We start from the raw sequence: 19,044 nt of genomic DNA, 5'->3' as shown, positions 1-19,044 counted from the left end.
GTTCGATCGGTCTCTATGACATTCCTGCGCACTTTTTTAGCCACTGCCCTACTGGGTCTGACCCTCTGCGTCAGCCCCGTATATGCCGCCGCCCCGCCAAGCATCGAGAGCGTGCAACAGACCCTGGACAAGCTGCCTGACCGCAAACTGCCCGACGCCGACATGAAGGCGCTGCAAAATGTGTTGCAGCAGACCCTGACCCTGCTGGGCAACAAGCAGGATTACGAGCAACGCCTGACTGACCTCAAGCGTCAGCTCGAAGGCGCGCCCCGCCAGACCACGGAAAACTCCCGTGAACTGGCCCGCCTCAAAAGCACCAAAGTGGTGCCTGTGGCCCAGCGCTACGCCAGCCTGCCGGTGCCCCAGCTCGAACAACTGCTGGTGCAGCGCAGCACCCAGCAGGGCGACCTGCAAAAGGAGTTGGCCGACGCCAACAGCCTGAGCATCGCCGCCCAGACCCGCCCCGAGCGCGCCCAGACCGAAATCAGCAAGAGCCAGACGCGCATCCAGCAGATCAATGGCATCCTCAAGGCCGGCAAGGACAATGGCAAACCCCTCAACGGCGACCAGCGCAACCTGCTGAATGCCGAACTGGCGGCGCTCAATGCCTTGATCCCGCTGCGCCGCCAGGAGCTGGCGGGCAACAGCCAGCTGCAAGACCTGGGCAACAGCCAGCATGACCTGGCAGTGGAAAAAACCGCGCGCCTGGAGCAGGAAATCCAGGACCTGCAAACCCTGATCAACCAGAAACGCCTGGCCCAGTCCCAGGAAACCGTGACTCAGCAGTCCATCGAAGCGCAGAAGGCCGGCGGCAGCAGCCTGCTGACCACGGAAAGCGCGGCCAACCTGAAACTGTCCGACTACCTGCTCAGAAGCACCGACCGGCTCAACGAGCTGACCCAAGAGAACCTGAAAACCAAGCAGTTGCTGGACAACATGACCCAGAGCGATTCGGCCCTGGACGAGCAGATCAACGTGCTCAAGGGCAGCCTGCTGCTGTCGAAAATTCTCTATCAACAGAAACAGGCCTTGCCGCGTCTGAAGGTCGACCGTGACCTGGCGGACGATATCGCCAACATTCGCCTGTACCAGTTCGAGGTCAACCAGCAGCGCGAACTGATCAACTCGCCGAGTGCCTACGTCGATAACTTGCTGGCCAACCAGCCCGAAGACCAGGTCACCCCGCAATTGCGCCGCACCCTGCTGGAACTGGCCGTGACCCGCAGCGACCTGCTCGAGCGCCTGAGCCGGGAACTGAGCGCACTGCTCAACGAATCCATCACCCTGCAACTGAACCAGAAACAGCTGCTCAGCACCGCCGCCAGCCTGCGCGCGACCCTCGACGAACAGATGTTCTGGATCCCCAGCAACAAACCGCTGGACGTCGAATGGCTGGAAGCCGTGCCCACCCGCCTGGAAAAACAGGTCAACACCCTGCCCTGGGCCTCCAGCCTCAGCGAACTGTATGACGGCCTGACCCAGCGCCCGCTGCTGTTCTTGCCCCTGCTGCTGTTGATCGGCGCCCTGCTATGGCGACGTAACAACCTGTACGAGCGGCTGAAAAAAATCCATATGGATATCGGTCACTTCAAACGTGACAGCCAGTGGCACACCCCGATCGCCATCCTGGTGAATATCCTGCTGGCCTTGCCGGTGACCCTCGGCCTGGCGCTGTGTGGCTACGCCCTGCAAATCGATGCCCGTGGGCAGAACGCCAACCTGGGCATGGCCCTGGTACAGATCGCCCAGGCGTGGTTAGTGTTCTACACCGCCTATCGCATCCTGGCGCCGGGCGGTGTGGCCGAACTGCATTTCCGCTGGGAAAAACCCCAGGTCGAATTCCTCCAGGGCTGGATCCGCAAACTGGGGCTGGTGGTGTTGGCGCTGGTGGCCGTGGTGTCCATCGCCGAACATCAGCCGGCGGCCCTGGCCAACGATGTGCTGGGGATCGCTGTGGTCCTGACCTGCTACGGGCTGATGGCCTGGCTGCTCAGTCGCCTGTTGCTCAATAGCCCGACCCATGAAAAGGCCTCGCTGTTTCGCAAGGTGGTCGGCGTGGCGTTTACCGCGCTGCCCATCGCGCTGTTTATTGCCGTGTGTTTTGGCTACTACTACACCGCGCTCAAACTCAGCGACCGCCTGATCAACACCCTGTACCTGCTGATGTTCTGGCTGGTGATCGAAGCCACCTTCGTCCGTGGCCTGGGTGTGGCCGCACGGCGCCTGGCCTACTCCCGGGCACTGGCCAAGCGCCAGGCGGCCAAGGAAGCCGGCGACGGCGAAGTGGTGATTGAGGAACCGACCCTGGATATCGAGCAGGTCAACGAGCAGTCCATGCGCCTGATTCGCCTGGCCTTGCTCGGCGGCTTTATCGCGGCGCTGTACTGGGTCTGGTCAGACCTGATCTCGGTGTTCTCCTACCTGGACAACATCACCCTCTACGAGTACACCAGCGGCACCGGCGCCAATATCAGCATGGTGCCCATCAGCATCGGCGACATGCTCGGCGCACTGATCATCATCGGCATCACCTTCGCCCTGGCGCGCAACCTGCCGGGCCTGCTGGAAGTGCTGGTGCTGTCCAAACTCGACCTGGCCCAGGGCAGTGCCTATGCCACCACCACCTTGCTGTCGTATGTGATTGCCGGTGTGGGCTTTGTGTCGACCCTGTCGACCCTCGGGGTCAGCTGGGACAAGTTGCAATGGCTGGTGGCCGCGCTGTCGGTGGGCCTGGGTTTCGGCATGCAGGAGATCTTCGCCAACTTTATCTCCGGCATCATGATCCTGTTCGAGCGCCCGGTGCGCATCGGCGACACCATTACCATCGGCAACCTGTCGGGGACGGTGAGCAAGATCCGCATCCGCGCCACCACCATCACCGACTTCGACCGCAAGGACATCATTGTCCCGAACAAAACCTTTATCACCGGGCAGTTGATCAACTGGTCGCTGACCGACACCATCACCCGGGTGACCCTCAAGCTTGGCGTGGACTACGGCTCCGATCTGGACCTGGTGAAGGAATTGTTGCTCAAGGCCGCCAGGGATAACCCACGGGTACTGAAAGACCCGGAACCCCTTGTGTACTTCCTGAACTTCGGCGAAAGCACCCTCGACCACGAATTGCGCATGCATGTACGCGATCTGGGCGACCGCAACCCGGTGATTGATGAGGTCAACCGCTTTATCAACCGTGAGTTCAAGAAGCAGAGCATCAACATTTCGTTCCGTCAGATGGAGATTTACCTGAAAAACCTGCACGGCCAGGAATACAAGCTGGTGGAAGTCGAACCCGTGAGCAAGCCGGCGAATGACGGCTCGCCACAACCCACACCGCCGGCCAAACTCGACTAACCGCGCTATCCCCAGCAGAATGCTCGGACATTCTGCTGGAGATGGCCGGTGAAAGCCCTCGACGACCTGACCTTCGACAACCGCTTCGCCCGCCTGGGCGATGGTTTCTCAACCCACGTATTGCCCGAGCCCATCGACGAGCCACGGCTGGTGGTGGCGAGCAACGCCGCCATGGCCCTGCTGGACCTCGACCCGGCCGTGGCCGACACGCCGGTGTTCGCCGAACTGTTCGGCGGCCACACGCTGTGGGCCGAGGCCGAACCGCGGGCGATGGTCTATTCCGGGCATCAGTTTGGCTCTTACAACCCGCAACTGGGGGACGGCCGCGGCTTGCTGCTGGGCGAGGTGTATAACGCGGCGGGCGAGCACTGGGACTTGCACCTCAAGGGCGCCGGGCAAACGCCTTACTCGCGCATGGGCGATGGCCGCGCGGTGCTGCGTTCGTCGATCCGCGAGTTTCTCGCCTCCGAAGCCTTGCACGCCCTGGGCATCCCCAGCAGCCGCGCCCTGTGCGTGATCGGCTCCGACACCCCGGTATGGCGCGAGAAGCAGGAACGCGCGGCCATGGTGCTGCGCCTGGCGCCGAGCCATATCCGCTTTGGGCACTTTGAATACTTCTACTACACCCAGAAAACCGAGCTGCACCAGCAACTGGCCGAGCATGTGCTGAAGCTGCACTTTGCCCAATGCCAGGAGCAACCCGAGCCCTACCTGGCAATGTTCCGCGAGATCGTCGAGCGCAATGCCGAGCTGATCGCCAAGTGGCAGGCCTACGGGTTTTGCCATGGGGTGATGAACACCGACAATATGTCGATCCTGGGGATTACCTTCGACTTCGGGCCGTTTGCCTTCCTCGATGACTTCGACGCCCACTTCATCTGCAACCACTCCGATCACGAAGGCCGCTATTCCTTCAGCAACCAGGTGCCCATCGGCCAGTGGAACCTCAGCGCCCTGGCCCAGGCGCTGACGCCATACATCAGTGTTGAAGCCCTGCGCGAGACCCTGGGCCTGTACCTGCCGCTGTACCAGGCCCATTACCTGGACCTGATGCGCCGCCGCCTGGGCCTGACCACCGCCGAGGACGATGACCAGAAACTGGTGGAGCGCCTGCTGCAACTGATGCAGAACAGTGGCGTGGACTACACCTTGTTTTTCCGCCATCTGGGCGACGAATCCGCCGCACTGGCCGTGGCGCGCCTGCGTGATGACTTTGTCGACCGCGCGGGCTTCGATGCCTGGGCCGACGAGTACAAGGCCCGGGTTGAGCGCGACGGTACTGGCAGCGAGGCAGAACGCCGCGAGCGCATGCACGCGGTCAACCCGCTGTATATCCTGCGCAACTACCTGGCACAAAACGCCATCACCGCCGCCGAGTCAGGCGACTACAGTGAAGTGCGAAGACTGCATGAGGTGTTGAGCACGCCATTTGAAGAACAGCCGGGGATGGAACAGTACGCGCAGCGGCCGCCCGATTGGGGCAAGCATTTGGAGATCAGTTGCTCGTCCTAACCCTGCTCAATGAATACGCTCATTTCCGGTCATTCCTTCCACTTGCCGTTATCGCATCTTGCTATGAGCGTTAGTCCCGGGATCAAGTTATCGCAGTATGCGATAAGCGTTCAGCAGACCAGTGGCGGTATCTCATACCTGCGTAGGCCGCCTGGAGACACCGTCAAGCATGTGCACAGGCAAACATGTGAGCGCATGCGTCGCTACCGCCTAACCTTGATAATCTTGGCCCTGGCTCCAAATAGTGTTCATTGGCAACGTCAACGGAACCCCACCATGTCCGACTCTCTTGTAATCCCCTGCCCACACTGCAACGGCCTCAACCGCATCCCCCACGAACGCCTGGGCGATACCCCGAAGTGCGGGCGTTGCAAGCAGCCGGTGTTGCTGAGCAAACCGTTTGAATTGAACCAGGGCGATTATTCCAGCCAGATCAAGGGCGATTTACCGCTACTGGTGGACGTGTGGGCCGCGTGGTGCGGGCCGTGCAAGGCGTTTGCGCCGGTGTTTGAACAGGCCGCCGGGCAGTTGGCCGGCAAGTGCCGGCTGGCCAAGCTCGATAGCGAGGCCAACCAGCAGCTTTCGGCACAATTGGGGATTCGCTCGATTCCCAGCCTGATCCTGTTCAAGAACGGCCGGGAAATGGCGCGCCAGAGCGGGGCGTTTCCGTTACCGCAACTGATGAGCTGGTTGCGTAGCCGAGGGGTATAACCCCAGATGACAGTGGGTCAGTTGATGCCTCTGCAAGCTGGCACCCCCTGATCGCAGGCTAGCCAGCTCCCACATTGAGCGTGTTCACTCTTCAGATCAGGCGTTTTCCAGCAAGTTATGCAGCTCCACAAACTGCAGGGTCAGTTTGTGGCGCGGGTCCAGGTGGATCAGCGGTTTGCTTTCCTGATGGGACTCGCGCATGCGCACCGAGCTGGCCAGGTACACCGGCAGCACCGGCAGGCCTTCGGCAATCAACTCGTCCAGCATCTTCTGCGGCAGGCTCGCGCGGGCCTGGAACTGGTTGACCACGATGCCTTCCACTTCGAGGCCTTCGTTGTGGTCCTCCTTGAGTTCTTCGATTTCCGCCAGCAGGCCATACAGCGCCTGCCGTGAGAAGCTGTCGCAGTCGAAAGGGATCAACACACGATCAGCGGCGATCAGCGCCGAAACCGCATAGAAGTTCAGGGCCGGCGGCGTATCCAGGTAAATCCGGTCGTAATCCTCGGACAATTCATCCAACAGCTTTCGCAACTTGTTGATCTTGTGCTTGGCCTCGAGCTTGGGCTGCAGGTCCGCCAGCTCTGCGGTGGCAGTGATGACATGCAGGTTGTCGAAGGGGGTTTCGTAGATATCCACCTGGTTTTTCTTCGAAAACGGCCCGGAAGACAGGGTCTGCTTGAAGAAGTCGGCAATACCCATGGGAATATCGTCGCCCGTCAGCCCCGTCAGGTACTGGGTCGAGTTGGCCTGGGCATCGAGGTCCACCAACAGGGTTCGATAGCCTTCACTGGCACTGACCGCCGCCAGGTTGCAGGCGATGCTGGATTTGCCAACGCCGCCTTTTTGATTGAACACCACGCGCCGCATGGAAAAACCTCCGTGTATCAATGAATGCCCGAGTGTAGAGGGCAAAAGCGCCCGCTCGCTACCTTGATCAAGCTTGTACTACAGCATCTGGGGATGGATCCCGCATAACTATCTCGTAACACGCCAACCAATACAGAGTTACCTGACACCAGACACCCGTAGCCATTGGCGGACAATCACTGATCCTTTTTCGCCGACTTTGTAATATCTCGTGAACAATTCTTTACCAAAGTTTGCTAGAACCCCACAGCACCGGGATAATGCGCGCCACTCGGCCATCGCGCCATGTCCCGTCGCGGCGGGGCAATTTGCAGCACAAGGAAGCCCGCAGGGGCGGGAAATCTTCTCAGTGATCAACTTCAACATCGCCCAATGGCGTGCCTGGGCCCCTGGGCTCGACAGCGAGGATGCCTGGCGCGACTGGTGCCATGCCAAGGTGTTGCTCGCCCAAAGCGATGCCGCGCCCGATGTGTCGTTCCTGCCGGCCATGCAGCGCCGGCGCCTGAGCCGCCTGGCGCGGATGGCCTTCAGCGTCGGCTGGCCATTGGCCGAAGGTTTGCAGGATCTGCCGCTGGTGTTTGTTTCACGTCACGGCGAAACCCCACGCACCCTGGATATTCTCAGCGACCTGGCCAATGACCAGCCCCTGTCGCCCACCCAGTTCAGCCTGTCGGTGCACAACGCGGTAATTGGCCTGTGGTCGATCCTGCGCAATGAAACCAGCGAAATGACTGCCCTGGCAGCCGCGGGCGACGGCCTGGAGCACGGCATGCTCGAGGCCGCCGCCCTGCTCAACGAGGGCGCGCCGGCGGTATTGCTGGTGATTACCGAAGAGCAGCCACCTCCAGCCTACGCACGCTGGATCGACGACGTGCCGTTCCCCTACGCCCTGGGCCTGCTGCTGACCCCAGGCGACGAATGGCAACTGGCGCTGCACACCGCGACTGTCCAACCTGCCAAGACCCAGTGGCCCCATGCCCTGAACCTGCTGTGCGCCCTGCTTACCGAGCAGGGGGCCTGCCAACATGCCTGGAAGAACCGAGTATGGAACTGGCAACGCAAACCCTGACCGACAAGCCCCGGGACGCCTATTACTGGCGCCTGTTCGCCACGGCCGCCAGCTTCGTGCTGTTCGGCCTGGGCGGCCTGTGCCTGCGCCTGCTGGTGTTTCCCCTGCTCAGTTGCCTGCCGGGGGATGCGCAGCAGCATCAGCGACGTGCGCGCCTGACCATCGGCCGCCTGTTCTGGTTCTTTATCAACATGATGTACCGCGCCGGCATTCTCACCTACAGCGTCGAGGGTGCCGAAAAACTCGGGCGCCCCGGGCAGATGATCATCGCCAACCACCCGTCGCTGATCGACGTCGTCGTGCTGATCGGCCTGGTGCGCGATGCCAATTGCGTGGTCAAGCAAAGCCTGTGGCATAACCCTTTCACCCGTGGCCCGGTGAGCGATGCCGGCTATATCAGCAATGACGGCAGCATCGACATGCTCGATGCCGCCGCAGGCGCCCTGAGGGGCGGCCAGACCCTGATTATCTTTCCCGAAGGCACCCGCACCGTACCGGGCAAAGCCCCGGCCTTTCATCGCGGGGCCGCCGCCATCGCCCTGCGCGGTGCGACAATCATCACCCCCGTGGTGCTCAAGGTCAGCCCGACCACGCTGACCAAGGCCGAGCCCTGGTATCGCATCCCCCACCGCCGCTTTCACTTCAGTTTGCAGGTGGGTGCCGATATAGACCCACAGGTGTTTGCCTCACAAGGGCCAGCGCCTCAGGCCTCACGCAAGCTCAACGATTACCTGCATCACTATTTCATTAAGGAGCTCGCCGAAGATGAGCAACCCAAACAGCCTTGAGCACGAAATCAAAACCCTGATCATCGAGGCCCTGGGCCTGGAAGATATCGACGCCTGCGACATTGGCAGCGAGCAACCCCTGTTCGGCGAAGGCCTGGGCCTGGATTCGGTAGACGCCCTGGAACTGGGCCTGGCGATCCAGAAAAAGTACGGCATCAAGATCGACGCCGACGCCAAGGACACCCGCAATCACTTTATCAACGTGGCCAGCCTCGCGGCGTTCGTCACGGCCAGACAGGCAGCTTGAGACCCAACCATGCAAACTCGTGACGATATCTTCAACACCCTGCGCGACGCCCTGGTGGAACTGTTTGAACTGGACCCGGCACGGGTCACTCTCGACGCCAACCTGTACCAGGACCTGGAAATCGACAGCATCGATGCCGTGGACCTGATCGACCATATCAAGCGCCAGACCGGCAAGAAAATCGCCGCCGAAGAGTTCAAGGCCGTGCGTACGGTCAATGACGTGGTCGAGGCGGTCTACCGCCTGGTCCAACCGGCCGCATGAGCCGGCTGATCGGCCTTGGCCTGTTGCTGGTAGGGCTGCTGTACCCTTTTGCGGTGTATTACGGCACGGAGCATTTCGCTCCGTGGCAATTCGGCCTGCTGCTGGCCAGCCTGTGGTTGCTGCGCGCGCTGACCGGCCCGCGACGCCCTGGCAGTGGCTGGATGGCGGCGGCTGCAATTGTGTTTTGCCTGCTGCTGGCCTGGTTCGACAACCCGCAACTGCTGCGCTGGTACCCGAGCCTGGTCAGCGTGTTCATGCTGGCGCTGTTCGGCCTGAGCCTGAAATACGGCCCGCCGATGGTCGAGCGCCTGGCGCGCCTGAGCGATCCGCAATTGCCCGAAAAGGCCATTGCGTACACACGCCAGGTCACCGTGGCATGGAGTGTGTTTTTCTTGTGTAACGGCCTGCTCGCCGCCGCGCTCACCCTGTGGGCACCGCTGAGCTGGTGGACGTTGTACAACGGTCTGATCGCCTATGGCTTGATGGGGCTGTTGTTTGCCGTGGAATGGCTGATACGACAAAGGGTTCGAGGCCGCGTATGAATTGGGTCAATCTTGAGCATCTGTTGCTTGAGCCTGTAGAACTGCGTTTGGTCACGACCGAACCGTCGATGAATCACGCGCAACTGTGCGAGCGGGCCCTGAGCCTCGCGTCCGGCCTGCAAGCCCGTGGCATCCAGCGCCTGGCGGTGCACCTGAACGACGCCGGCGAGCTGGCGATCGCCTTGCTGGGCGCCTGGCAGGCCGGGGTCAGCGTGTTGCTGCCCGCCGACCTGCAACCCCAGACCCGCCAACGCTGGGCCGCTGATGTTGACGCCTGGCTGACCGAAGCGGGCGACCTTGACGCGCTCTACCAGCCCGCAGTTGCCGCCGCCGCCCTTGACCTGGATACCTGCCAGTTGAGCCTGTGCACCTCCGGCTCCAGCGGCGAGCCCAAGCGCATCGACAAAACCCTGCGCCAACTGGCCAATGAGGTCCAGGCCCTGGAAGCCTTGTGGGGCGCCGACCTGGGCCAGGCCTGCATCATCGGCAGCGTCGCCACCCAGCATATCTACGGCCTGCTGTTCCGCGTGCTGTGGCCGCTGTGCGCTGGGCGCACGTTTGTGCGTGAGCAACTGCCGTTCCCCGAAGACTTGCAGCGCGTCAGCCGCCAGCACCCGCACTTTGCCTGGGTGGCCAGCCCGGCCCTGCTCAAGCGCATGGGCGACAATCTTGACTGGGCCGCCTTGAGCACGGTCAAGCGCGTGTTCTCCTCCGGTGGCGCACTGCCCGCCGACGCGGCCGACAGTCTGCATCAACGCCTGCAGCAGTGGCCGACGGAGATCCTCGGCAGCTCGGAAACCGGCGGCATTGCCTGGCGCCAGGGCCACGCGCCGTGGCAGCCGTTTGCCGATGTGCAACTGAGCCAGGATGCCGACGGCACCTTGCGCATTGCCTCGCCGTACCTGCCAGCGGGGCATGTCGAGCAGACTGCCGATGCCGCCCAGATCCACGCCGACGGGCGCTTCGAACTGCTCGGGCGCCTGGATCGGATCGTCAAGCTGGAAGAAAAACGCATCTCCCTGCCGATGCTCGAACAAGCCCTGGCGGATCACGCCTGGGTCGCCGAAGCGCGCCTGGGCGTGGTCCAGGAAAACCGCGCGTCCCTCGGCGCCCTGGTGGTGCTCAGCGGCGACGGCCTGCACGCCTTGCGCAACCAAGGCCGACGGACCGTCACCCAAACCCTGCGCCAACACCTGAGCCAGCATTGCGAAGCCCTGGCCCTGCCCCGCCGCTGGCGCCTGTTGCGGCAGTTGCCGCTCAACCCCCAGGGCAAGCTGCCCCAGGCGCAAATCGAAGCCCTGCTGCAGGCGCCGCGCCCCAAGGCGCCGGACGTCCTGGCGCAGGTCGAAAGCGACGGCGAATGGACCCTGCAACTGAGCATTCCGCCGGACCTGGCCTACTTCAGCGGCCACTTCCCCCACACCCCGGTGCTGCCGGGGGTTGTGCAGGTGGAATGGGCGTTCAATCTGGGCCAGCAACTGCTCGATCTCCCGCCGACCTTTGCCGGCATGGAAGTGCTCAAATTCCAGCAACTGGTGCGCCCGGGCGATGTGGTCGAGTTGCACCTGCGTTTTGATCGCGAGCGGGGCAAGTTGTATTTCGCTTATCGCAATGACAGTGCGGCGTGTTCCAGCGGGCGGGTTTTGCTGGAGAATTCTCATGCATAGGTTGGGTGAGCGCTGCGCGCTCAATCGCGGGCAAGCCCGCTCCCACAATGGATACACATTCCCAATGTGGGAGCTGGCTTGCCTGCGATGCAGGCAACTCGGTCCATCAGGTGTCCGCCACCATGCATAACCCCTGCGCCCTGATCCCGGTCTACAACCATGAAGCCGCCGTGCCCGCCGTGGTCCGCAGCCTGCTGGAGCATGGCCTGCCCTGCCTGCTGGTGGACGATGGCAGCAGCCCCGCCTGCGCCGCCGTACTGGCGCAACTGGCCAGCCTGGACAACGTCTCGCTGATCACCCTGCCCACCAACCAGGGCAAGGGCGGTGCGGTGCAAGTCGGTTTTCGCGAAGCCGCACGCCTGGGCTTTACCCATGCCCTGCAAGTGGACGCCGACGGCCAGCACGACCTGCGCGAAGTCGCCCTGTTTATCGACGCCTCGCGCACTCACCCCGATGCGGTGATCTGCGGCTACCCCGAATACGACGACAGCGTGCCCAAGGGCCGCCTCTACGCCCGCTACCTGACCCATGTCTGGGTGTGGATCAACAGCCTGTCGCTGCAGATCCGCGATTCGATGTGCGGCTTTCGCATCTACCCGCTGGCACCGGTGCTGGCGCTGATGGACTCGGCGCGGATCGGCAAGCGCATGGATTTCGACTCCGACATCCTCGTGCGTTTGTCATGGCGCAACCAGCCGATGCGCTGGCTGCCGACCAAGGTGCATTACCCGGCCGATGGCCTGTCGCACTTTCGGATGTTCCACGACAACCTGCTGATTTCGTCGATGCACACCCGGCTGTTCTTTGGCATGTTGCTGCGTGCGCCGCTGATCCTCTGGCGACGGTGGCAGGCATGAGCGAAAACACCCGGCATTGGGCCGACCGCCAGGAGCGCGGCAGTTTCTGGCTGATGAAGCTCACCGCGTTCGCCGCCAAGGTCCTCGGGCGCCGGATGCTGAGCCCACTGCTGTATGGCATCGTCCTGTACTTTTTCGTATTTGGTCGCGCCGCGCGCCAGAGCATCTGGCAATACCAGCAGCGCCTGGCCGACTGGAGTGGGCGCGACGAGCTGCGCCCCAGCCACAAAAAGGTCTTCAGCCAATTCATGGCCTTCGCCGACGCCTTGCTGGACAAGCTCGACGTATGGAACGGCAAGCTGCGCCTGGAACAGATCGAGATCATCGACCCGGCCCAGTTGCGCGGGCAACTGCGCGGCGAACGTGGGCAGATGCTGGTGGGTGCGCACCTGGGCAACCTGGAAGTGTGCCGGGCCCTGGCGGAGCTGGGCGAGAAAGTCACCATGAATGTGCTGGTGCACACCAAGCATGCCGAACAGTTCAACCGCCTGCTGGGCGAAGCCGGGGCGAGCAACCTGCGGCTGATCCAGGTCAGCGAACTGGACCCGGCGGTGATGCTGCTGCTCAGCCAGCGCCTGGACGACGGTGAATGGCTGGCGATTGCCGGCGACCGAATCCCGCTGCATGGCGGGCGCACCGTGCGCGTGGACTTTCTCGGCCATAGCGCGGCCTTCCCCCAGGGCCCGTGGTTGCTGGCCGGGCTGCTCAAATGCCCGGTCAACCTGCTGATGTGCCTCAAGCACCAGGGCCGCTATCGTTTGATCATCGAGCCCTTCGCCCAATTGATCGAATGGAAACGCAGCGACCGCCCGCAAGTGATCGCCCACTGGGCCGCCCGCTACGCCGAACGCCTGGGCCAGTTCTGCCTGGAAGCGCCCCAACAATGGTTCAACTTTTACCCTTTCTGGAAGACCGATGACGACGCATCTGCTTGAGCCGGTAACCTTCGGCGAACTCCCTTTGCGCATCGAAGACGTGCTGGCCCTGGCCAACCGTCAGGCGCCCACTCGCCTGCAAGACGATGCCGGGTACCGCCAGCGCATCGCCAAGGGCGCGCAGTTCCTCGATTCGCTGCTGGACAAGGAAGGCGTGATCTACGGCGTGACCACCGGCTATGGCGACTCGTGCGTGGTGGCGGTGCCGTTGCAGCATGTCGAGGCATTGCCGCGCCACCTGTACACCTTCCACGGCTGCGGCCTGGGCAAGTTGCTCGACGCCCAGGCCACCCGTGCGGTGCTGGCGGCGCGTTTACAGTCGCTGTGCCATGGCGTGTCCGGGGTGCGGGTTGAACTGCTGGAGCGCCTGCATGCGTTTCTTGAACACGACATCCTGCCGCTGATCCCGGAAGAAGGCTCGGTCGGCGCCAGCGGCGATCTGACGCCGCTGTCATACGTGGCCGCGACCTTGTCCGGCGAGCGTGAAGTGCTGTTCCGGGGCGAGCGCCGCCAGGCTGCCGATGTCCATCGCGAGCTGGGCTGGACCCCGCTGGTGCTGCGACCCAAGGAAGCCCTGGCGCTGATGAACGGCACCGCGGTGATGACCGGCCTGGCCTGCCTGGCCTTCGCCCGCGCCGACTACCTGCTGCAACTGGCCACACGCATCACCGCGCTGAACGTGGTGGCGTTGCAAGGCAACCCGGAGCACTTCGACGAACGCCTGTTCGCCGCCAAACCACACCCCGGGCAGATGCAGGTCGCAGCCTGGCTGCGCAAGGACCTGGCGATCGACGCCCCGACCGCGCCGCTGCACCGCCTGCAAGACCGCTACTCGCTACGCTGCGCGCCCCACGTCCTCGGCGTGCTGGCCGACAGCCTGAACTGGCTGCGCTCGTTTATCGAGATCGAACTCAACAGTGCCAACGACAACCCGATCATCGACGCCGAAGCCGAACGTGTGCTGCACGGCGGGCACTTCTACGGCGGGCATATCGCCTTTGCCATGGACAGCCTGAAGAACCTGGTGGCCAACGTCGCCGACCTGCTCGACCGGCAACTCGCGCTGCTGGTGGACGAGCGCTACAACCATGGCTTGCCGAGCAACCTGTCGGGCGCCCCGGCGGACCGCGCAATGATCAACCACGGCTTCAAAGCGGTGCAGATCGGCACCAGCGCCTGGACCGCCGAAGCGTTGAAAAACACCATGCCGGCCAGCGTGTTTTCGCGCTCCACCGAATGCCACAACCAGGACAAGGTCAGCATGGGCACCATCGCCGCCCGCGATGCGATCCGCGTCTTGGAGCTGACCGAACAAGTGGCCGCCGCCACCTTGCTCGCCGCCAACCAGGGCGTGTGGTTGCGCGCCCAGGTCAAGGATGCACGGCCGTTGCCGCCAGCCCTGGCTGCGATGCACGAGGCACTGGCCAAGGACTTCCCGCCGGTGATCGAAGACCGGGCCCTGGAGGGCGAACTGCGCCTGTGCCTGCAACGCATCGCCGCGCAACACTGGAGGCTGCATGCGTAGCCCCGGCGTATTGCACAGCGACACACAAATCCTCGTACCGTTCTTCGACATCGACACGATGAACGTGGTCTGGCACGGCCACTACGTGAAGTACCTGGAAATCGCCCGTTGCGCGTTGCTCGACAAGCTCGGCCACAACTACACGGCAATGCTCGAATCCGGCTATGCGTGGCCGGTGATCGACATGCAACTGCGCTACGTGCGTGGCGCCACCTTTGGCCAGACCCTCAACGTGCGCGCCAGCCTGGTGGAGTGGGAGAACCGCTTGAAGGTCAACTACCTGATCACCGACCTTGCCAGCGGCGAGCGCCTGACCCGCGCCAGCACCGTGCAAGTGGCCGTAGAAATTGCCAGCCGCGAGATGCAACTGGCCTCGCCAACCGTGTTCACCACCGCCGTCGAAAGGGCCTTGAAATGCTGACCCCTGTGGGAGCTGGCTTGCCGGCGATGGACGTCAACGCTAACCCAGGGGCCCTGACACTGCGCAGCGCCCTGAGGTTTTTTGCGAGCAAGCTCGCACCTACAGCAGCCGGGTTGTTGCTGAGCTTCGGGGCTTATGCTTTTGACCTGCAACAGCTCAGCGATCAACTGGCCAAGCCTACGGTGATCCACGGCAACTTCATCCAGGAAAAACACCTGCGTGCCCTGCCCCAGCCGCTGACCAGCACAGGTACCTTCGTCCTGGCCAAGGACCACGGCCTGCTCTGGCTGCTGAAAACCCCGCTGCAGCAGGACTACCGCATCAACGCCCAGGGTATTGCCCGCCGTGATGCAAACGGTTGGCAGCCACTGCCGAACAAAAGCGCCGGCGCCGAGCAGAACCGTTTGTTCCTCGCCGTCCTGCAAGGCGACAGCAGTGGCTTGCAGCGCGACTTCGAGTTGCAGCTGCAAGGCGAAGCCAAGGCCTGGAAACTCACGTTGATCCCGCGCTCGCTGCTGCTCAAGCAAGTGTTCACCCAAATCAATATCGACGGCGGCGAACTGGTGCACACCATCGAGTTGCTGGAAACCCAGGGCGACAGCACCCTGTTGCGCATGCAGGACAGTACCAGCACGCAACCTTTGAGCGACGCGGAGCAACACGACTTTGCCCAGTGAGCGTTGGTTGCCGCGCCTGTTCCTGATCCTGCTGGTGGCCGTGCTGGCCCTGGCCGGCTGGCAATGGCGCCAGGGCGCGCCGTTGTCGGCCAACCTGATGGAACTGGTGCCAGGTAACACCCCGGACGCCCTGGAGCTGGCGGCCGAGCAGCGCATGCAGGAACCCCTGAACCGCGAGATGCTGGTGCTGGTCGGGCATGCCGAGCGTCAGCAGGCGGTGGCCATGGCCGAACAATTGGGCGAGCGCTGGCAGGCCAGCGGTCTGTTTGAAAAAGTCACCTGGACCCTGCAAGCCGACCTGCCCGCCCTGCGCCAGCAATTGCTGCAAGGGCGCCTGGCGATGCTGTCGACCAAGGACCGCGAACAGTTGATCGGCGAGCCTGCGGCGTTTATCGCAGAGCGGGTACACACACTGTTCGATCCCTTTACCGGCTTCAGCCTGGTCCCCAGCCAGGACGACTGGCTGGGCCTGACCGGACGCATCCAGAGCAGCCAGCCACAACACGGCGCGGTGCAACTGGATATCGGCAGCGGCGCGCTGATCGCCGACGCCGACGGCAAGAGCTGGGTATTGCTGCGTGCGCGTACCCAGGGCAATGCCTTTGATATGAAGCTGCCGCTGCAAGTCGCCGACTTGCTGCAAGCCAGCCGCGAACAGGCCGCCCAGCACGGCGTGCAACTGCTCGCCGCCAGCGGCCTGCTGTACGCGGCCAACGGTCAACAACAAGCCAGCCGCGAGATGACCTGGGTCGGCGGTGGCGCAACGGTGGGGATCCTGTTGCTGTTGCTGCTGGCGTTTCGTCGCTGGCGGGTGTTGCTGGCGTTTGTCCCGGTGCTGGTGGGCATGCTGTTTGGCGCGGTGGCCTGTGTGGCGCTGTTCGGCCATATGCATGTGATGACCCTGGTGCTGGGCGCGAGCCTGATCGGCGTGGCCGTCGACTACCCGCTGCACTACCTGTCCAAGAGCTGGAGCCTGCAACCCTGGCGCAGCTGGCCAGCCTTGCGCCTGACTCTGCCGGGCCTGAGCCTGAGCCTGGCCACCAGTTGCATCGGCTACCTGGCCCTGGCCTGGACGCCGTTCCCGGCGCTGACCCAGATCGCCGTGTTCTCCGCCGCCGGCCTGGTGGGCGCCTACCTGTCGGCGGTGTGCCTGTTGCCGGCGCTGCTCAACGGCATGGACCTGCGCCCGGCGCAATGGCCGCTGCGGGTCGCCGAGTTCCTGCTGGGGGTGCGTGAGTCGCTGCTCAAGCGCCTGCCGAGCCAGGCATTGCTGGTGCTGGCCCTGCTGTTCTGCGCCGGTGGCCTGTGGCATCTGAACAGCAAGAACGATATTCGCCAGTGGATCAGCGCGCCGCCGCAACTGCTGCAAGAAGCCCAGGCGATTGCCCGCATTACCGGCTACCAGCCCACCAGCCAGTTCTTCCTGGTACGCGCGGACAATCAACAGCAGTTGCTGGAACGCCAGGCTGCGTTGAGCCTGCGCCTGGATCAACTGGTGCACATGGAAAAACTGCAAGGCTACCTGGCGCTCAATCAACTGGTCAGCCCCCCCGGCGAACAGCAGCAATTGCGCGAAGCCCTGAATCAACTGCCCGCCCTGTGGCAGCCGCTGCTCGACCTCGGCATCCCCGCCAGCGCCCTGCAAGCAGAGCTGGCGCAGTTGCAGGCGCTGCCCACCGCCGACATCGACGCCGCCCTGGCTGGCCCGCTGGCCGAGCCGTGGCGCCTGCTGTGGCTGGGCAATGTCGAGGGCGGCGTGGCGGCGATGGTCAGCCTGCAAGGCTTGAACAACCCGGCGCTGCTGCGCATCCAGGCCCTGGACCTGCCGGGCGTGCAACTGGTGGACCGCCTCGGCGACTTGAACCAGGTATTTGCCGCAACCCAGATCAGCGCTGCCGAATTGAAATTATTGTCCTGTGTACTGATCGTCTTGCTGCTGATTCTGCCCTTTGGCCTGGGCGGCGCGCTGCGGATTGTCGCCCTGCCGCTGCTGGCGGCGCTGTGCAGCCTGGCCAGCCTCGGTTGGCTGGGGCAGCCGTTGACCCTGTTCAGCCTGTTCGGCCTGCTGCTGGTGACGGCGATCAGCGTCGATTATGCAATCCTCATGCGCGAACAGATCGGCGGTGCCGCTGTCAGCCTGCTGGGGACGTTGCTGGCAGCCGTCACCACCTGGCTGTCCTTTGGCCTGCTGGCGGTGTCCAGCACCCCGGCGGTGAGTAATTTCGGCCTGTCGGTCAGCCTGGGCCTGGCCTTCAGCTTTATGCTGGCGCCATGGGCCGGCCGCCAGGAACATGCGCAATGATGCCCACTAATTTTTTTGAGTTGAATGTAATGATCGCCAACCCGGCAAGGAGCCACAGTGCCCACAGTTGAAATGGAACGCCGCCAGGTCGTGGTGATCGGTGCCGGCCCGTCCGGTGCCATTGCGGCCGCGCTGCTCAAGCGTAACGGGCATGATGTATTGATCATCGAGCGCGAGCACTTCCCGCGTTTTTCCATCGGCGAGAGCCTGCTGTCCCACTGCATCGACTTTATCGAAGAGGCCGGCATGCTCGAGGCCGTCAACGCCGCCGGTTTCCAACTGAAAACCGGTGCCGCGTTTGCCTGGGGCGAGCGCTACAGCGCCTTTGATTTCGGTGACACATTCAGCGACGGCAAGCCCACGACCTTCCAGGTCCAGCGCGCCGACTTCGACAAGTTGCTGGCCGATCAGGCGGCGCTGCAAGGCGTAGAGATCCGTTACGGCCAGACCCTGGTCGGGGTGGATTTCGCCGCCGGCCACCGCTACCTGCATGTACGCCGCGAAAACGGTCGCGAATACCACATCAAGGCCGGCTTCGTCCTCGACGCCAGCGGTTACGGTCGCGTGCTGCCACGCCTGCTGAACCTGGAAGCGCCGTCGAACTTCCCGCTGCGCCAGGCGGTGTTCACCCACGTCGAGGACCATATCGAACATCCGGGCTTCGACCGCAGCAAGATTCTTATCACCACCCACCCGACCCAGCGCGATATCTGGTTCTGGACCATCCCGTTCAGCAACGGGCGCTGCTCGGTGGGCGTGGTCGCGGCCAAGGAGCATTTCGCCGGCTGCGATGGGGATCTGGATGCCTGCCTGCGCCGCTTTATCGAACAAACCCCGAGCCTGTCCAGTGTGCTGGCGAATGCCGTGTGGGATACCCCGGCCCGGACCATTGGCGGCTACTCGGCGAACGTCACCACCCTGCATGGCCCGGGGTTTGCGCTGCTGGGCAATGCCGCGGAGTTCCTCGACCCGGTGTTCTCGTCCGGCGTGACCATCGCCATGCGCTCGGCCAGCATGGCCGCCGGGCTCTTGCACCGCCAGCTCAAGGGCGAAAGCGTGGACTGGCAAACCGAGTTCGCGGTGCCGCTCAAACGCGGGGTCGACACCTTCCGCTGCTACGTCGAAGGCTGGTACGCCGGCACCTTCCAGGATGTGATCTATCACCCTGGCAGCTCGCCGGAAATCCGCCGCATGATCAGTTCGATCCTCGCCGGCTACGCCTGGGATGAACGCAACCCCTTTGTCAGCGAACCCAAGCGCCGCTTGCGGATGCTCTCGGAAATTTGTGCGGCAGAAAACCTATGAG

General features: G+C 63.3%; 17 protein-coding genes. 16 read left to right on the top strand and 1 reads right to left on the bottom strand.

The window, feature by feature from the left end; all coding sequences use genetic code 11:
- Positions 1–15: 15 nt before the first annotated feature.
- The 3 genes from mscK (at position 16) to trxC (ending at position 5,577) form a co-directional block, all read left to right on the top strand.
- A complete protein-coding gene (gene mscK, locus HU773_RS02935; protein ID WP_057958103.1) occupies positions 16–3,354 on the top strand; it encodes a mechanosensitive channel MscK in 3,339 nt (1,112 codons plus the stop codon).
- Between the two features lie 48 nt (positions 3,355–3,402).
- Positions 3,403–4,866, top strand: coding sequence for a protein adenylyltransferase SelO (gene selO, locus HU773_RS02930; protein ID WP_057958102.1), 1,464 nt, complete (start codon positions 3,403–3,405; stop codon positions 4,864–4,866).
- Between the two features lie 276 nt (positions 4,867–5,142).
- Entirely contained in the window at positions 5,143–5,577 is a 435-nt protein-coding gene (gene trxC, locus HU773_RS02925) for a thioredoxin TrxC (RefSeq protein ID WP_186625794.1), read from the top strand.
- A 96-nt stretch (positions 5,578–5,673) separates the two neighbouring features.
- On the opposite strand, the gene HU773_RS02920 is transcribed toward trxC, so the two are convergent.
- Entirely contained in the window at positions 5,674–6,444 is a 771-nt protein-coding gene (locus HU773_RS02920; RefSeq protein ID WP_057958100.1) for a ParA family protein, read from the bottom strand.
- Between the two features lie 349 nt (positions 6,445–6,793).
- Here HU773_RS02920 and HU773_RS02915 point away from each other — a divergent pair, with 349 nt between their 5' ends.
- The 13 genes from HU773_RS02915 (at position 6,794) to HU773_RS02855 (ending at position 19,043) form a co-directional block, all read left to right on the top strand.
- Positions 6,794–7,513 carry a beta-ketoacyl synthase chain length factor gene (locus HU773_RS02915; protein ID WP_057958099.1) on the top strand — a complete coding sequence of 240 codons (720 nt, stop codon included), beginning with the start codon at positions 6,794–6,796 and terminating at the stop codon, positions 7,511–7,513.
- Positions 7,489–8,301: a lysophospholipid acyltransferase family protein gene (locus HU773_RS02910; protein ID WP_057437274.1), complete on the top strand. Its 813-nt coding sequence runs from the start codon at positions 7,489–7,491 to the stop codon at positions 8,299–8,301. Before HU773_RS02915 ends, HU773_RS02910 begins: the two co-directional genes overlap by 25 nt.
- Entirely contained in the window at positions 8,279–8,548 is a 270-nt protein-coding gene (locus HU773_RS02905) for a phosphopantetheine-binding protein (RefSeq protein ID WP_057958098.1), read from the top strand. Before HU773_RS02910 ends, HU773_RS02905 begins: the two co-directional genes overlap by 23 nt.
- Before the next feature lie 9 nt (positions 8,549–8,557).
- A complete protein-coding gene (locus HU773_RS02900; protein WP_032862153.1) occupies positions 8,558–8,812 on the top strand; it encodes an acyl carrier protein in 255 nt (84 codons plus the stop codon).
- On the top strand, positions 8,809–9,354 hold the full coding sequence (locus tag HU773_RS02895; protein ID WP_057958097.1) for a COG4648 family protein: 546 nt from the start codon (positions 8,809–8,811) through the stop codon (positions 9,352–9,354). Before HU773_RS02900 ends, HU773_RS02895 begins: the two co-directional genes overlap by 4 nt.
- Positions 9,351–11,021: an acyl-CoA synthetase family protein gene (locus HU773_RS02890; protein WP_057958096.1), complete on the top strand. Its 1,671-nt coding sequence runs from the start codon at positions 9,351–9,353 to the stop codon at positions 11,019–11,021. Before HU773_RS02895 ends, HU773_RS02890 begins: the two co-directional genes overlap by 4 nt.
- A 122-nt stretch (positions 11,022–11,143) precedes the next feature.
- Entirely contained in the window at positions 11,144–11,878 is a 735-nt protein-coding gene (locus HU773_RS02885) for a glycosyltransferase family 2 protein (protein ID WP_057437268.1), read from the top strand.
- On the top strand, positions 11,875–12,813 hold the full coding sequence (locus HU773_RS02880) for a lysophospholipid acyltransferase family protein (protein WP_186625793.1): 939 nt from the start codon (positions 11,875–11,877) through the stop codon (positions 12,811–12,813). Before HU773_RS02885 ends, HU773_RS02880 begins: the two co-directional genes overlap by 4 nt.
- On the top strand, positions 12,794–14,338 hold the full coding sequence (locus HU773_RS02875) for an HAL/PAL/TAL family ammonia-lyase (RefSeq protein WP_057958094.1): 1,545 nt from the start codon (positions 12,794–12,796) through the stop codon (positions 14,336–14,338). Before HU773_RS02880 ends, HU773_RS02875 begins: the two co-directional genes overlap by 20 nt.
- Entirely contained in the window at positions 14,331–14,759 is a 429-nt protein-coding gene (locus HU773_RS02870) for an acyl-CoA thioesterase (protein ID WP_057958093.1), read from the top strand. Before HU773_RS02875 ends, HU773_RS02870 begins: the two co-directional genes overlap by 8 nt.
- Positions 14,753–15,436 carry an outer membrane lipoprotein carrier protein LolA gene (locus HU773_RS02865; RefSeq protein ID WP_225923833.1) on the top strand — a complete coding sequence of 228 codons (684 nt, stop codon included), beginning with the start codon at positions 14,753–14,755 and terminating at the stop codon, positions 15,434–15,436. Before HU773_RS02870 ends, HU773_RS02865 begins: the two co-directional genes overlap by 7 nt.
- Positions 15,426–17,738, top strand: a complete 2,313-nt coding sequence (locus HU773_RS02860) for an MMPL family transporter (protein WP_057958092.1) — start codon at positions 15,426–15,428, stop codon at positions 17,736–17,738. The genes HU773_RS02865 and HU773_RS02860 overlap by 11 nt, the downstream gene beginning before the upstream one ends.
- Before the next feature lie 57 nt (positions 17,739–17,795).
- Positions 17,796–19,043, top strand: coding sequence for an NAD(P)/FAD-dependent oxidoreductase (locus HU773_RS02855; protein ID WP_081044168.1), 1,248 nt, complete (start codon positions 17,796–17,798; stop codon positions 19,041–19,043).
- Position 19,044 lies beyond the last annotated feature (1 nt).

This window comes from Pseudomonas shahriarae (genome assembly GCF_014268455.2).
In the GTDB taxonomy this organism is placed as follows: Bacteria; Pseudomonadota; Gammaproteobacteria; order Pseudomonadales; family Pseudomonadaceae; genus Aquipseudomonas; species Aquipseudomonas shahriarae.
Note: the sequence above shows the minus strand (reverse complement) of the source record. Positions and strands in the feature narration are given on the sequence as shown.

Coding starts and splice junctions, on each gene's coding strand:
- HU773_RS02900 (WP_032862153.1), top strand. CDS start 8,558: ATGCAAACTCGTGACGATATCTTCAACACCCTGCGCGACGCCCTGGTG.
- HU773_RS02905 (WP_057958098.1), top strand. CDS start 8,279: ATGAGCAACCCAAACAGCCTTGAGCACGAAATCAAAACCCTGATCATC.
- HU773_RS02880 (WP_186625793.1), top strand. CDS start 11,875: ATGAGCGAAAACACCCGGCATTGGGCCGACCGCCAGGAGCGCGGCAGT.
- HU773_RS02870 (WP_057958093.1), top strand. CDS start 14,331: ATGCGTAGCCCCGGCGTATTGCACAGCGACACACAAATCCTCGTACCG.
- HU773_RS02865 (WP_225923833.1), top strand. CDS start 14,753: ATGCTGACCCCTGTGGGAGCTGGCTTGCCGGCGATGGACGTCAACGCT.
- HU773_RS02920 (WP_057958100.1), bottom strand. CDS start 6,444: ATGCGGCGCGTGGTGTTCAATCAAAAAGGCGGCGTTGGCAAATCCAGC.
- HU773_RS02890 (WP_057958096.1), top strand. CDS start 9,351: ATGAATTGGGTCAATCTTGAGCATCTGTTGCTTGAGCCTGTAGAACTG.
- HU773_RS02910 (WP_057437274.1), top strand. CDS start 7,489: ATGGAACTGGCAACGCAAACCCTGACCGACAAGCCCCGGGACGCCTAT.
- mscK (WP_057958103.1), top strand. CDS start 16: ATGACATTCCTGCGCACTTTTTTAGCCACTGCCCTACTGGGTCTGACC.
- HU773_RS02895 (WP_057958097.1), top strand. CDS start 8,809: ATGAGCCGGCTGATCGGCCTTGGCCTGTTGCTGGTAGGGCTGCTGTAC.
- HU773_RS02875 (WP_057958094.1), top strand. CDS start 12,794: ATGACGACGCATCTGCTTGAGCCGGTAACCTTCGGCGAACTCCCTTTG.
- HU773_RS02885 (WP_057437268.1), top strand. CDS start 11,144: ATGCATAACCCCTGCGCCCTGATCCCGGTCTACAACCATGAAGCCGCC.
- trxC (WP_186625794.1), top strand. CDS start 5,143: ATGTCCGACTCTCTTGTAATCCCCTGCCCACACTGCAACGGCCTCAAC.